Consider the following 13140-nt stretch of genomic DNA (forward strand, 5'->3'; position numbering starts at 1 on the left):
CGCACAGCCGTACTCGGGTTGATCGTCCTGGTACTGACGCTTGGTGGCAGTAACAGCCCGCCCTCGCATTCGGCCGCGCCGGTCAGTTCGGTGCCGCTGGCGGCATCGCCTCAGGCGCCGGCAACACCTTCGACGGCGCCGAGCCCCGTACTCTCGGCTTCCGTCCCTGCACCTGCCGTCACTGCCGGTACCGGCCCGGCCGGATCGCTCCGTACCACTGGGTCAGCCACGGTCGCGTTGACGTTCGACGACGGCCCGTGGGATGACACCCCCGCGGTGCTGGACCTGCTGGCCCAGTACCACATCAAGGCGACGTTCTGCATGATCGGCAAGCAGGTCGCGGCGCACGCCGCGCTGGTACAGCGGATGGTGGCCGAGGGACACACGCTGTGCAATCACACGTGGAGCCACGACGAGATGCTGCGTACCCGCCCCGCCGATCGGATCAGGGCTGATCTGCAACGCACCAACGACGCGATCCGCGCGGTCGCACCCGGCGCGGCGATCCCCTATTTCCGTGCCCCCGGGGGAAACTTCTCACCGCAGATCGTGAGCATCGCGGCCGACATGGGGATGACCTCGATCTACTGGAGCGTCGATCCGCAGGACTGGCGCGGCCCGGGGGTCCAGTCGATCATCACCAACGTCCTGACAAACACCCGCCCGGGCTCGATCGTGCTCCTGCATGACGGCGCCGGGCCACAGACTGTCACCGCGCTGCGAACGATCCTGCCCGACCTGGCGAGTCGGTACACACTGAACGCCCTCCCGAACGCCGGTTCCCATGGCAACGCCTGACGGCGCGCCGTTCGGCGGGCAGCGCGAAGCTGTGGAACCACGGATTCGGGTGGCCTGATCGCCTGGCCAGGCTCTTACACCAGGGCTGCTGCGGTGCCGGGCGGCAGGCCGCGCAGATGGGCGGCGTCCTGGCTCGGCGATGCGCCGAATTGGCGGCGGTACTCGCGGCTGAACTGTGAGGGGCTGTCGTAGCCGACTCGGTGGCTGACGCCGGCGACGTCGTTGGGGTGTGTGGCGAGCAGCAGCCGGGCCTGTTGGAGCCGGATCTGTTTCTGGAACTGGATCGGGCTCATCGCGGTGACGGCCTGGAAGTTGCGGTAGAACGCGGACACGCTCATGCCGGACAGCTGCGCCACGTCCTCGACGCGGAAGGCTTGCGTGTAGTGGTCGCGGATCCAGCCGACCGCGCGGGCGATGTGGGTGAGGCTGCTGTCGGCGAGGCCGAGCTGGCGCACGACAGTACCCTGCTCGCCGGTGATGAGCCGCCAGAGGATCTCCCGTTTGATCATCGGTGCGAGCACGGCACGGTCGCGTGGCTGTTCGAGCAGGCGCAGGAGCCGGATCACCGCGTCGAGCAGCTCGCCGGACGCGGTGCTGACGGCCAGGGCGGGTGGTGTGCCGCCACCGGCGGGTGGGAGGTCACCGGGGGCCGCTTGCAGCAGCAGCTCGGCGATCATGCGCGGGTGCAGGATCAGGCCGAACCCGATGGCGGGCACCTCGGTGAAGTGGCCGGTGACCGGCAGGTCAACCGAGGCGACGAGGTACTGCCCGGCACGGTACTCGTGCACACGGTCGCCGAGCGCGAGCCGTTTCGCTCCCCGGGCGATGAGGGCCAGCACCGTGCCGGACGTCGACGACGACGGCGGCTCCGGCTGCTCGACCTCCGAGATCAGGACATCGTCGATGGCCGTGGTCTGGTCGGGTCGCACGTGACGGGCGAGCAGGGTACGCAACTCGTCGAGGGCCATAACCCGATTGAAGCACCAACCGATACTCGCCACAACGATAGAATCGGGCAAGAGTTCAAGAGCATCGTTCTAACGTTTCCGCTGGTAGAGATGCTTACATGGGTTGGTCGATATCCCAGGAGTGCACAACAGCTCCGCGAATGAGGAGAGTCCCCCATGAGCGTCACCCACGGTTTCCACGCCACCATGACCGCGCAGCCCGGAAAGGGTGACGAGCTGGTCGAGTTCCTGCTCAACGCGCCGTCCCTGCCGAACGAGGACTGCGTCGTCTTCCTGGTCGGCCGCTCGGCCGGCGACCCGGACACCGTCTTCGTCACAGAAGGATGGACCAGCCAGGAGGCCCACAGCCGGTTCTTTGCGACTGCGGAGGCGCAGGCGCTGGTCGCGCAGCTCCAGCCGTTGCTCGCCGGCGAGTCGCAGTACATCGACGAGGTTCCGGTCGGTGGCAAGGCCGCTTTCTGAGATCGATCGGACCTGACGGCAACCCCACCCACACGTAAAGGAGCCCACCGTGACACCGGCCCGCCCCGACATCGACCCCGAGCTGCGCGCCCTCCTCGCCGGCGTTCCGCTCGCGTCCGAGCTCACCGCCGAGGCGCTCGCGCAGGTACGCCAATTCGCGTCAGCGCCGGTCGAGCCCCTCCTCGACGGTCGCGCCGTCAACCGGCGCGAGGTCATCATCCCGAGCCCGGACGGCGCGCAGATCCCATTGTCGGTCTTCGCCCCTACCGGGGGCGACTCGTCCACTGCGGCACCGTGCGTCTACTGGATGCACGGCGGCGGGATGGTCATGGGAGATCGCTTCTCACAGATCGACATCCCCCTCGAATGGCTCGACCTGTTCGGGGCCGTGGTGATCTCCGTGGACTATCGACTCGCGCCGGAGGCCACCGGCACGACCCTGGTCGACGACTGCTACCAGGGTCTGCTGTGGACCGCCGCGCACGCCGACGAGCTCGGTATCGACCCGTCCCGCATCGTCGTCGCGGGTGCCAGTGCCGGTGGTGGCCTCACCGCCGGGGTCACCCTGATGGCACGCGACCGCGGCACCCCGGCGATCGCCGCTCAGGTGCTGATCTACCCGATGCTCGACCACCGCAACAACACCACCTCGAGCCGGCAGTACTCCGGCGAGCCCGGCGTCTGGACCCACGAGATGAACGAGTTCGGATGGCGATCCGTGCTCGGCGACCGCACCGACGGGAACGTGCCCGGGTACGTCTCACCAGCCGTGGCCGACGACCTCTCGGGCCTGCCGACCACGTACATCGACGCCGGCACGGCCGAGGTCTTCCGCGACGAGGACGTCGACTACGCCACCCGGATCTGGGCTGCCGGCGGCCAGGCCGAGCTGCACATCTGGGCGGGTGGCTTCCACGGGTTCGACGCGCTGTACCCGCACGCGCGGGTCTCCGCCGCCGCGCGCCGGACGCGCAACGACTGGCTCACTCGGGTGCTGAGCCCGGCCTGCGAAGCATAGGCGCACATAAACTCACAACGAACGGAGAGTCAGTCATGCAGGTCGCCATCGTCACCGGGGCCAGCTCCGGCATCGGGCAGAGCACCGCCATCCAGATCGCCAAGCGCGGGACAGGCGTGATCATGACGTACCACGGGAACGAGTCCGGAGCGCTTGACACCGTGGCGACGATCGAGAAGGACGGCGGCACGGCCGTCGCGCTGCAGCTCGACGTCGGCCGCTCGGAGACGTTCGCGGCCTTCCGCGAGTCCGTCGTCGCTGCGCTGCGCGACACCTGGCAGCGGGACACGTTCGACTTCCTGGTCAACAACGCCGGGTTCGGTCAGATGGCGGCGTTCGAGGACACGACCGAGGAGATGTTCGACACGCTCATGCGGGTACTGCTCAAAGGCCCGTACTTCCTGACCCAGACGCTGCTGCCGTTGCTGGCTGACGGCGGCGCGATCGTCAACACCACCAGCAACGCAGCCCGCTGCTCCGGCCTGGAGCCCGGCTACTCCGCCTACGGCACCATGAAGGGCGGCCTGGTCGTGCTGACGCGCTACATGGCCAAGGAGTTCAGCCCCCGCAGCATCCGCGTCAACTCGGTCTCGCCCGGTTCGACCCGCACACGCATCGCCGACAACGCGTTCGAGCGCCACCCCGAAGTGATCCCCGCGCTCGTGGCCAAGACCGCCCTCGGACGGCTCGGCGAACCCGACGACGTCGGCCTGGCGATCGCTGCACTGCTCGCCGAAGACGGCCGCTGGATCACCGCGCAAGACATCGAAGTGTCCGGCGGCTACAACCTCTGACCCACCAACGCCACACGACCGGGCGGCGTGCCAACCTCGGCAGAGCGGCACGCCGCCCAACGGCCGCGCTCACGGACCGGTCGTCGAGGGGCAGCGCTCCCCGATCGGACAGCCAACAGACACGACGGCCGGCCTCCACAAGGGAGGACGCCCGCAGCAATTCGGCGACCTGATTGGATGAGGACCTTGAACTGTTCGGCGCGTTCGCCCAGATCCGTGAGCGGGTTCCGGGTCTGCTGAACGATCCACGTCCCGGCCGCACTGGCGGTGACACCGAGGACGTGCACCTAGCGGTTGCGGACCTCCATCGTGAAGGACACGTACCACCGGCGCAGCGTGACCGCGCGGTCGACATGGAGGAAGTCACAGCTCAAGGCGGTCGATCGTTTTTGCGTCACCACGAGCGTTCGCCGAAGCGACGGGTGTGAGGGTCGGCCCGTCGACTGGTCGACTGGTCGATTGGTCGCCTCACCCGGTCGTGACCGATGATCGGAACGGTACCTCGAGCAGGAGTTGGTACGTCCAGTGGGAGAAGGAGGCCGGTGATGCAGGCATATCCGCCGGCTTGGCTGGTGCGGGCGAAGGCGCCGCCGCTTGCGCTGGGGTTCGTCGCCGGGGCGCTGTTCGTCGTGGTCGAGACGCTGCTGGTCTACGTGCTCGGATTCATCGCGTCGCGGGACGTCCTGCTGCTGATCTTCGTCCTCGGCGTGCTGGTGGTCTCCTGGATTTGGGGTCTGTGGCTTGCCGTGGCGGTGACCGTGGCCAGTGCCGCCGCCTACAACGTCTTGTTCGTCCCGCCCGTTCGCGGCCTCAACATGAAGGACACGCGGGAGTGGGTGGAACTCGTGGTGTTTCTCGCCGTGTCGCTGCTGGCAGGCGCGATGGCCCGGCTGGCCCGCACCCGAACGGTCGAGGTGGCCGAACGCCGCCAGGAGGCCGAGCTCCTCGCTGACGGGGCCGGGCTGATGCTGGGCGCGCAAGATCTGCGCTCGGTCCTGCCGCAGGCCTCGCGCCACCTGGCGCAGGCGCTGCAGCTGCCGGACGCCGCGATCGAGCTCGAGCTCGACAGCGTCCCAGGCGACGAGGTCCGACTGGCGCTGCCGCTGCGGTGCGGCTCGCGCACCGGCGCCCTTGTCGTCCCCGCCGACCTGCCGCAGCCGATCCTGCAACGGCTGCGTGAGCGAGTGGTGCCCCACCTGGAGAGACTGCTGCAGGCCGCGATCGAGCGCGAGGCCATGAGCGACTCCTTGCGGGCGAGCCGGGACGAGCTGCGGGCGAGCCGCGACGAGCTGCGCGAACTCGCGAAGGAGCAGGCGAGCCTACGCCAGGTGGCCGTCCTCGTCGCGCGCGGTCTGCCCCCGGCCGACGTAGTCACTGCGGTCGCCACCGAGACGGCGTCGCTGCTGGACGCGGACGCCACGATGCTGATGCGGTACGAGCCTTCCGACACCGTCACCGTCATCGCCGAGAACAGCAGGCCCGGCCTCGAGCCCCTCGCGGGCCGGCGCCTCGCCATCGCCGGCGGCGTCACCGAGCTGGTGCTACGGGCCTCCCGCCCGGCCCGGGTGGACAGCTACGACGAGCGCCGCGGCACGCTCGCCGACCTGGCCCGCAAACTGGGGTTCCGCTCGTCGGTCGCCGCGCCGATCACGGCGGACGGCAGCATGTGGGGCACGCTCATTGCCCTGTGGTCGCGGCCCGCGCCGCCGCCACCCGACGCCGAGGCGCGGCTGGCGCAGTTCACCGAACTCGTGGCCACCGCCGTGTCCAACGTCGAGAGCCGCATGGAACTCGCCGCGTCGCGGGCCCGGATCGTCCTCGCCGCCGACGAGGCCCGCCGCGGCATCGAACGCGACCTGCACGACGGCGTCCAGCAGCGCCTGGTGGCGCTCGGCCTGCGACTTCGCAACGCGGAGGCGTTGGTTCCCCCCGGCCTCGACGAGCTCAAGGCCGAGCTGTCCCAGACGACCGAAGACCTGGCAACCGTCTTCAAGGACCTGCAGGAGATCTCGCGCGGCCTCCACCCGGCCATCCTGTCCCAGGGCGGGCTGATGCCCGCGCTCAAGACGCTGGCTCGCCGGTCCCCGGTCCCCGTCACGGTCAGCCAGGGTCCCAAGCGCCGGCTGCCCGACTGCGTTGAAGTCGCCGCATACTACGTCGTGTCCGAGGCGCTCACGAACGCGGCCAAGCACGCGCACGCCTCCGCGGTCGACGTCGACGTGGACATCACCGCCGAGCGCAAGAGCGGGCGCGAAGTCCTCGAGGTCTCGGTCCGCGACGACGGTGTCGGTGGAGCCGACCCGGCCCGCGGCACCGGGCTCGTGGGCCTCACCGATCGGGTCGCGGCGCTCGGCGGACATCTGCAGGTGGCAAGTCCGGCAGGTGCCGGGACGTCACTGTCCGTCACGCTACCGACCGACATCGACTGCGCGCAGCTTCGCGCTTCGTCGCAGATGAAGGGTGAGTGAGCGCGCAGCGCGGAGTGCGATGCGTTCGAGCAGCGGACGACGGCTTCGCGGGTGGCAGATGCCCTAGGTCTAGGCGTACAGCGCTTCGGCCGGGCCGAAGAACTCGAAGTGGATCCGCTCGTCCGGCACGTCCAGGGCGCGCAGGCCGATGGCGAGCATTCGCATGAAGCCGCGCGGGCCGCAGAAGTAGAAGTCGGCGTCGGCGACCGGGACGGCGGCCTTGAGCCACTCGATCGTGACCCGGCCCGGCTGGTCGTAGTCGCGGCCGGGCACGTCCTCCGGCGCGGGTTTCTCGTAGAACACCACCGGGCGGATCGCCGGGTTCATCGCGGCGAGATCGCAGATATGCTGTTTCATCGCGTGCTGTCGGCCGCTGAGCGCGGCGTGCACGTACCAGGTCTCGGGGAGCCGGCCGCGGTCGACAAGGTACTCCAGCATGGAGACTGTCGGGGTGAGCCCGACACCGCCGCTGAGCAGGACCAGCGGCCGGCGCGACCCCTCCTCCGGATGTCCGTCCAGGTAGAAGTCACCGGCGGGCGGGCTGAGTTCGAGCACGTGGCCCGGGCTCACCTCCTCGTGCAGGAAGCTGGAGGCCACGCCGGACGGCGCATACGGTAGCTGCTCCGGTGGGTCCTCCCGCTTCACCGAGATGCGGTAGTAGTCGCGGCCCGGGGCACACGAGACGCTGTAGTTGCGCACGACGTGGTCCTGGCCGGGGATTTCGAGCCGGACCGTCAGGTACTGCCCCGGCCGGAATGCCATCACCGGGCCGGCGTCGCTCGGGCGCAGGTAGAACGACTTGATGACCTCACTCTCCGCGACGATCCGGTCGACGGTGAACTCCCGCCAGCCCTCCCAGCCGCCCGGTGCGCGGGCGTGCGCGTCGTAGATCTCGCGTTCCCGGCTCATCAGGGTGTACGCAAGGAAGTCGTAGGCCTCCTCCCATGCCGCGATCACCTCCTCCGAGGCCGCCTGACCGAGCACGTCGGTCAGCGCACCGATCAGGGCCCGACGGACGTACGGGTAATGCTCCGGTCGGATATTGAGCCCGACATGCTTCTGCGAGATCCGCTCGATCATCGGCGCGCACTCGTCGAACCGGTCGATATTGTCCGCGAACGCATGCACCGCCCCGGCCAGCGACCGCGGCTGGCTGCCCGACATCCCGTGGTGGGCCTGGTTGAACAGGCGCTTGATGTCCTCGTCCTGGAACAGGATCTCGTACATCCGCCGGGTGATCTCCAGGCCGCACTCCCGCAGGATGGGAGCGGTGGACTTGACGGTTCGCACCGTGCGCGGGCTGAGCACTGGACGCGTCACGGCGCGCGGGATACCCGGTCCAGTCCGCCATATGCCGGGTTCCTGCTTGAATCACGCGTCGCGGGGGTCGCCGGGCTGCAAATCGCCGACGCTTCCGTCTTTCCTGCCCCCGTCTCCGCCAATACGAACGGCATAGCGGAAACGTGATCGAGGCGCTTGGTGGCAGATGAGTATGCCCAAGCGGTGAGTGGAACCTCGGCGCGCGGGGATTCATCCGGCGATGCGTTCGCGGGCGGTGATGGTCGCGGCGAGCAGCATCTCGTCCGCGCGCATCTCGCTGTCCTCGTCGCCGATATTGAATTCCGCTCGGCGCGGCGAGGTGATGATGCGATCCAACTGGTCCAGGACCGGCCGCGCGTGTGACCCCATCGCGGTGAGCGCCAGGAGTGCCTTGGGCCCGTGGAGATCGTCGGACAGATACTGCGGCAGGACCGCCAGCAGTTCATGAGCGACCGCGGGACCTTCCTGCAGCCACAGCGCACCGGCCGATTCCACCTGCGCGAATCCGGGGACCTTGAACAGGCTTCGCAGTTGCCGGTGCTGGCGGGCGGTGAGCCCGCCGTGCTCGGCGAGCCAGGTCAGCAGCTGCGCAGCGAGGCGGTCACGGCGGAGTTCTTCCGGGCGTCCGGCGAGGTACCGTTCGGCCACGGCACAGTCCGATATGATCTTGAACAGGGCGGACGTGGCGCCCTGCGTCGGGTACTGCTGCAGATGCGGCACGGCGGCCGCGGCGGCGGGGCCGATCGTGCCCAGGACGTGGAACGCCCAGTCCGGCGTGTCGTTTTCGGCCCCTTCCAGCCTGGCTATGAGTTCCGGCACGGCCGCGGCCGCGCCCGGCCCGAACGCGGCCAGTACCCGCATCGGCAGCTCGGGCGCGCACGAGTCCGGAACCGCGGCCAGCATCCGGCGGGCGGCGGCCACCGGTGCCTGCGGGTCGGCGCCGGCCCGGGCAACCGCTCGGAACGCCTCCGCCAGCCGAGGCTCGGGACTGCCGGCGAGCATCAGCCGTACCAGGTACGGCACCGCACGGTGGTCGCCGACGCAGCCCAGTCCGGTGGCGGCCGCCGCGCCGACCTCGGGGTCGTCCACCACCGCCGCGAGGCTGTCGGCGCCGAGCCGGGACGCGGTCAGCGACGCCGCCAACGCGCGCAGGGCCGCCGACCGTACCTCGGACGGGTGTTCCCCGACGATACCGGTCAGCATCGGCGTCAACCGGCCCGGCGCGGCGCGCCACGTCCGCATCGCCGCAACCGCGATCCGTATGCCGTCGAGCCTGAGCTGCGGACGTTCGCCCGGTTCCGTCAACCGGTGCGCCCAGGCACAGCAGTCCCGCTCCCGGTCCAAGCCGGTCAGCGCCCGGGCCCAGACCTCACCCGGCCTCTCCGGACATGAGGACCCGGGCTCTGCCAACGCATCTGCGGAGGCTTCCGCATCGGCCCGGATCGCAGCGTCCAGCGCCGGCCACGACGCCGGGTCGTCGCTGCGGTACGCCGCGACACCGGCGAGCAGCCGCACGGCCGGCTCGGAGTCCGACCGCAGGCGATCGAGCGTCGCCCGATAGCCCGCGACCGCGTGATACCCCGCGACCTTGCGCCGGGACATGGCATGCATGAGCGGGAGCCGGACGACCGGATCGGACGAGGCGGCCAGCACCGCCACGACCCGGTCAGGTTCGCCGGTGCGGACCAGTAACGCCGCCGCGGCACGCCGGACCGGCACGTCACCGTCGCGCAACGCCGACTCGGCGGCGGCTGCCACCACAGGCCAGCCGCCCGGACACAAGGAACACAACTCGGCGAGCAACGTGAACACTGCCCGGCGCACCGGGACACGACCATCGGTCGCCAAGGTCACCAGCCGATGCGTGGCCAGCCCGTCCCGCTCGGCCTTGATCGTGTCGAAGACCCACGACCGTGCATGATCGCCCGGGACCAGCAGATCGCCCGAGACGACACCCGCTTCCAGCCACCCCCAACTGTCCAGCGACGCCGCCGGCACCAGGCGGTTCACGCTGAGCGGCGCAAGGCGCCCTTCCTGTACGTCATGCGCCTGATCCTGACGCACGAACGTCCCAGCACGCAACGAAATCGGCCATCGACCTCCCGGCACGAGCAGCAACCGGCACTGCCGTTACGGTCGTGGTCGGCCAAGCGTGAGGACAACGGCAGAAGAAGACGGTTGTCGCGAGTTGATGATGATTCCGTTCGCAGCCGGTGTCTCTGACGCAGCCCCTACGCACTTCCCACACGCGTCGATCACGCTGGTGGCCTACTGTCACCGACTATGCGCCTGACGATTCTTGCGCGTCCCGACGGGCGCATGCCGCGATGGGTCTGGGCAGCTGCAATCGCCGCGGGCCTGGCCGTCGTGTTGTGCGTATCGGTACCGCTGCTCGCGCTGCGTCCCGGGTCTCGGGTTTCGCCGGCGAAGGGAGCATATCCGGCGCCGGCAGTAGCCAAGGTCGGCGTAGTCGCTCAACTCCGCGCGGCTCCCGTGATTCTGGACGGTCGTCTGCGCGTGTTCGCAACGCGGAACGACGTGTGGGCTGAGCCGCTGACCGCGCCGGACGGTAACGATTCCTACTGGTCCTATCACCGGTGGCCGGCCGAGGTGCTCGGAATCGTCGCGTTCGGCGCGGTCGATGCTGCCCCGCCAGTGGTCGTTGTGAAGTGGTCCGACGGCATGCTCTCGTCGGTAGATGCCGAACGGGGAACTATCGCGTGGAAGACCCAGGTCCAGACCAAGGACAGTGACAAGTACTGGGGGCGACGCACCGGGACTCGCACGGTCTACGGCGACGAGACGCTGTTCAGTCTCTACAGCGCCCGATCCGGCTCGTCCCCGGTGGTGATCAGCTCAGGTAACACTGAAGTCGTGGCGTTCGATCCGGTCAGCGGCCGTCCGCTGTGGACTGTCGATCTGCCTGCCTGCCATGGGGTGGACTGGACTGGTGAGCAGGTCTTCGCCACGATTTTGTGCTCCGAGGGCATGCACACGATCCATCTGTACGACGTCGGCACGGGTCGACCCGTCGGCACCTGGGTGCCACCGGGCGTGTCTAGTTCATCAGCCCCAGCGGATCGATCCTGGATCCGCTGGCTCACGCGGTGCCGCACAGCATCCTCCGAATGCCAGGGCTTCCAGGTACCGGGTGCGGGACCATGGCGTATCCACGCCGATGGCTCGGTGACCCAGGAGCCGGTGACGTCGCCGGGCGTCGTCGACCGCATTGCCGGTGATGTCATCATTCGCCGAGATTCCGGCCTCGTCATCGGAATACGCCAGGAAACCGACGCCCAGTTGTGGCAAGGCGCATTCGACGCGCGCAGCGGCATCGCCGCCGACGCGGGCGTGGTCTACCTGCTGTCGGCCAAGAATGACCTCACCTGTATCGATGCGAGTACAGGTGAGGTCCGAGCCACGGTCCAGCTGCCCAGCGCCACCGCGTGGACCGCCTCCGACATGTACGCCGTCGATGGGTTCGTGATGATCGAGCGGGTCAATCCGGATGCACGCGACCGCGACGGCGACAACCGTTACTACTACGGATCACGGCCGGTCGTACTCGCCGCCTGCTGACCACACGGCCTCACACGCCGCTGAACAGCATTGCCGCCGCAACGGATCTTTCCTCAAACTGCTCAGACCCGCGAACTCCCGGGCCAGTCCCGGAAACGTTGCTGGCTTTCGCCTTCGCCAGGCGCGTCAGTCGGTTCTGGACCGCCATGATCACGGGCTGGCTTGGTTCCGCGCTGCTTTCCGTGCCGCGCTCTGCTTCATCCCGGCTCACGGTGACGCCACCTGACCGGCACCCAAACCGTCCCTTGTGGAGGGTCGCCGGGACGTGGTGCCGACACGAGTTGACCCCTTGGCCGCCGCTGCTGTGGTAGGCAAGGCTGCACCCTTTTGGCGGGAGCATACCAACATGATCATCATGGCCGAACCCAACCAGACTGGCGCCGACCTGGCCAGCGGGCGGCTGGCCTGCCCACGCTGCGGCGGCCGGCTTCGACCCTGGGCACACGCGACCACCCGCTACGTCCGCCAGCTCGACGGGTCCAGCCAGGCGGTACGACCGCGCCGGGTCTACAGCCCGAGCCGTCAGGTGACGCGCGAGAGGACCCCGCCAACTGGCTCGGCTTGACGGTTGAGTGCCTGCCTCGCCTGTGGGGTCAGGAAGCCGTCGTAGCCGAAGTGCTTCAGGCCGGACAACAGCCACGCCCGGTCCTCCGGACATGCCTCGATCAGCGCGGTGAACAGCGCCTGCAGGCTGTACCGAACCTTCGCCGAGTACGGCAGCACGTCAGCAAGCCGCTGCCGGCGGTCCTGCACGATCTGCTCGATGGTCCCGCGTTGCCGTTCCGACGGTCCGTTGAGGACCGGGTGCCAGTCCAGCGGCTCGACCAAGTCCACCTGGTTGAGCGCGAATACCATCCTCGGATGGAGGTCCGACAGTTCGTCCAGGTAGCGCTGGTCCAGGGCGATGGCGCGGTTGCGGGCCGCCAGGATCCAGACGATTACGTCGCAGCGTGGAAGGTGTTCGCGGTACGCCGCGAGGTGCTCCGCGTCATGCCGGACGTCCTCACCGAGCCCCGGTGCGTCGCGTCGATGATCTTCAGGTGCGTGCCGAGTCCCCGGACCAGAACTCCTTGGTACACGCCACGGTGTCACTCGTCGGTAGGGCCGCTCCGAGGAGGGTGTTGACTGTCGAGCTCTTTCCCACACCGGAAACACCGATCACGCCGATTGTAGGCGGGTTGCGCCGCACCTCGTCGACCGCGGTAGATCGCAGAGTCGCCAGCTCATCGTCGGTGAGGTGAGGAGCGGCGTCGCGGGTCGTATCCATGTCATCTCCTTCACGTCTAGCTCGATCGCGCGAGTCTCAGTCCATGGCGCTGTGGGCGATGTCGTGCCATTGCGTCATCGCTCATTGCCGTCGCCTCCTTGTACGGGGCGCTCGTGAACCCAAGGCTGTCGGGTTGTGCCGATCTAGTGCGGCAATGACAAGCCGACCTCCGACAGACCTCCGCAGGTTGTGTAATCCGCTGGTCAGGTCGACAGCGCGAGAAGACTGGGCAACGTCGAAGCGCTCGCTGACGGTCGGTTCTTAGGCATAGTCGCGTGCGACATTGGCGCGCTGATCACGTTGCTGGTCGACCCGCGGAGCGTCGCCTACGGGCCGTCACGAAGACCGGTCAACAGGTAAATACTCGGCTACGCAACGTGATTGGGCTGGGGTATATGCGGATGATGTAGATCGCTCGATTGGATCGCTGTCGATGTCAATCCGGCCAATGGCGTCATCTGCGGAG

Annotated in this window: 12 protein-coding genes; 6 read left to right on the forward strand and 6 right to left on the reverse strand. The window is 68.7% G+C overall.

The window, feature by feature from the left end; all coding sequences use genetic code 11:
- The first annotated feature begins 90 nt into the window (after nt 1-90).
- Nucleotides 91-798: a polysaccharide deacetylase family protein gene (locus tag AB0B76_RS25135; RefSeq protein ID WP_360379665.1), complete on the forward strand. Its 708-nt coding sequence runs from the start codon at nt 91-93 to the stop codon at nt 796-798.
- Between the two features lie 74 nt (nt 799-872).
- On the opposite strand, the gene AB0B76_RS25140 is transcribed toward AB0B76_RS25135, so the two are convergent.
- Nucleotides 873-1766 carry an AraC family transcriptional regulator gene (locus AB0B76_RS25140; protein WP_360379561.1) on the reverse strand — a complete coding sequence of 298 codons (894 nt, stop codon included), beginning with the start codon at nt 1764-1766 and terminating at the stop codon, nt 873-875.
- Nucleotides 1767-1922: 156 nt separating this feature from the next.
- Here AB0B76_RS25140 and AB0B76_RS25145 point away from each other — a divergent pair, with 156 nt between their 5' ends.
- The 4 genes from AB0B76_RS25145 to AB0B76_RS25160 all read left to right on the forward strand — a co-directional run bounded on the left by AB0B76_RS25145 (nt 1923) and on the right by AB0B76_RS25160 (nt 6508).
- A complete protein-coding gene (locus tag AB0B76_RS25145; protein WP_360379564.1) occupies nt 1923-2228 on the forward strand; it encodes an antibiotic biosynthesis monooxygenase in 306 nt (101 codons plus the stop codon).
- Nucleotides 2229-2277: 49 nt separating this feature from the next.
- The gene (locus tag AB0B76_RS25150) at nt 2278-3246 is read left to right on the forward strand and encodes an alpha/beta hydrolase (RefSeq protein WP_360379567.1); all 969 of its coding nucleotides are present in this window, start codon (nt 2278-2280) and stop codon (nt 3244-3246) included.
- 35 nt (nt 3247-3281) lie between these two features.
- On the forward strand, nt 3282-4040 hold the full coding sequence (locus tag AB0B76_RS25155) for an SDR family oxidoreductase (RefSeq protein ID WP_360379569.1): 759 nt from the start codon (nt 3282-3284) through the stop codon (nt 4038-4040).
- A gap of 545 nt (nt 4041-4585) precedes the next feature.
- Nucleotides 4586-6508 (forward strand): DUF4118 domain-containing protein, encoded by a 1923-nt coding sequence (locus tag AB0B76_RS25160; protein WP_360379572.1) that lies wholly within the window; start codon nt 4586-4588, stop codon nt 6506-6508.
- A gap of 69 nt (nt 6509-6577) precedes the next feature.
- On the opposite strand, the gene hmpA is transcribed toward AB0B76_RS25160, so the two are convergent.
- Nucleotides 6578-7828: an NO-inducible flavohemoprotein gene (gene hmpA / locus AB0B76_RS25165; protein WP_360379574.1), complete on the reverse strand. Its 1251-nt coding sequence runs from the start codon at nt 7826-7828 to the stop codon at nt 6578-6580.
- A 210-nt stretch (nt 7829-8038) separates the two neighbouring features.
- Nucleotides 8039-9946, reverse strand: a complete 1908-nt coding sequence (locus AB0B76_RS25170; RefSeq protein ID WP_360379576.1) for a hypothetical protein — start codon at nt 9944-9946, stop codon at nt 8039-8041.
- Between the two features lie 165 nt (nt 9947-10111).
- On the opposite strand from AB0B76_RS25170, the gene AB0B76_RS25175 reads away from it, so the two are divergent.
- Complete coding sequence (locus AB0B76_RS25175) at nt 10112-11407, forward strand: PQQ-binding-like beta-propeller repeat protein (protein ID WP_360379579.1); 1296 nt, start codon at nt 10112-10114, stop codon at nt 11405-11407.
- Between the two features lie 10 nt (nt 11408-11417).
- Here the strand turns inward: AB0B76_RS25175 and AB0B76_RS25180 are convergent, their stop codons facing one another.
- The 3 genes from AB0B76_RS25180 to AB0B76_RS25190 form a co-directional block, all read right to left on the reverse strand.
- The gene (locus AB0B76_RS25180; protein ID WP_360379582.1) at nt 11418-11618 is read right to left on the reverse strand and encodes a hypothetical protein; all 201 of its coding nucleotides are present in this window, start codon (nt 11616-11618) and stop codon (nt 11418-11420) included.
- A 311-nt stretch (nt 11619-11929) separates the two neighbouring features.
- Nucleotides 11930-12235 carry a hypothetical protein gene (locus tag AB0B76_RS25185; RefSeq protein WP_360379585.1) on the reverse strand — a complete coding sequence of 102 codons (306 nt, stop codon included), beginning with the start codon at nt 12233-12235 and terminating at the stop codon, nt 11930-11932.
- Between the two features lie 208 nt (nt 12236-12443).
- The gene (locus tag AB0B76_RS25190; RefSeq protein ID WP_360379588.1) at nt 12444-12674 is read right to left on the reverse strand and encodes a GTPase; all 231 of its coding nucleotides are present in this window, start codon (nt 12672-12674) and stop codon (nt 12444-12446) included.
- Between the last annotated feature and the right edge of the window lie 466 nt (nt 12675-13140).

The organism is Dactylosporangium sp. NPDC049140 (assembly GCF_040648435.1).

Coding starts and splice junctions, on each gene's coding strand:
- AB0B76_RS25140 (WP_360379561.1), bottom strand. CDS start 1,766: ATGGCCCTCGACGAGTTGCGTACCCTGCTCGCCCGTCACGTGCGACCC.
- AB0B76_RS25145 (WP_360379564.1), top strand. CDS start 1,923: ATGAGCGTCACCCACGGTTTCCACGCCACCATGACCGCGCAGCCCGGA.
- AB0B76_RS25155 (WP_360379569.1), top strand. CDS start 3,282: ATGCAGGTCGCCATCGTCACCGGGGCCAGCTCCGGCATCGGGCAGAGC.
- AB0B76_RS25160 (WP_360379572.1), top strand. CDS start 4,586: ATGCAGGCATATCCGCCGGCTTGGCTGGTGCGGGCGAAGGCGCCGCCG.
- AB0B76_RS25175 (WP_360379579.1), top strand. CDS start 10,112: ATGCGCCTGACGATTCTTGCGCGTCCCGACGGGCGCATGCCGCGATGG.
- AB0B76_RS25190 (WP_360379588.1), bottom strand. CDS start 12,674: ATGGATACGACCCGCGACGCCGCTCCTCACCTCACCGACGATGAGCTG.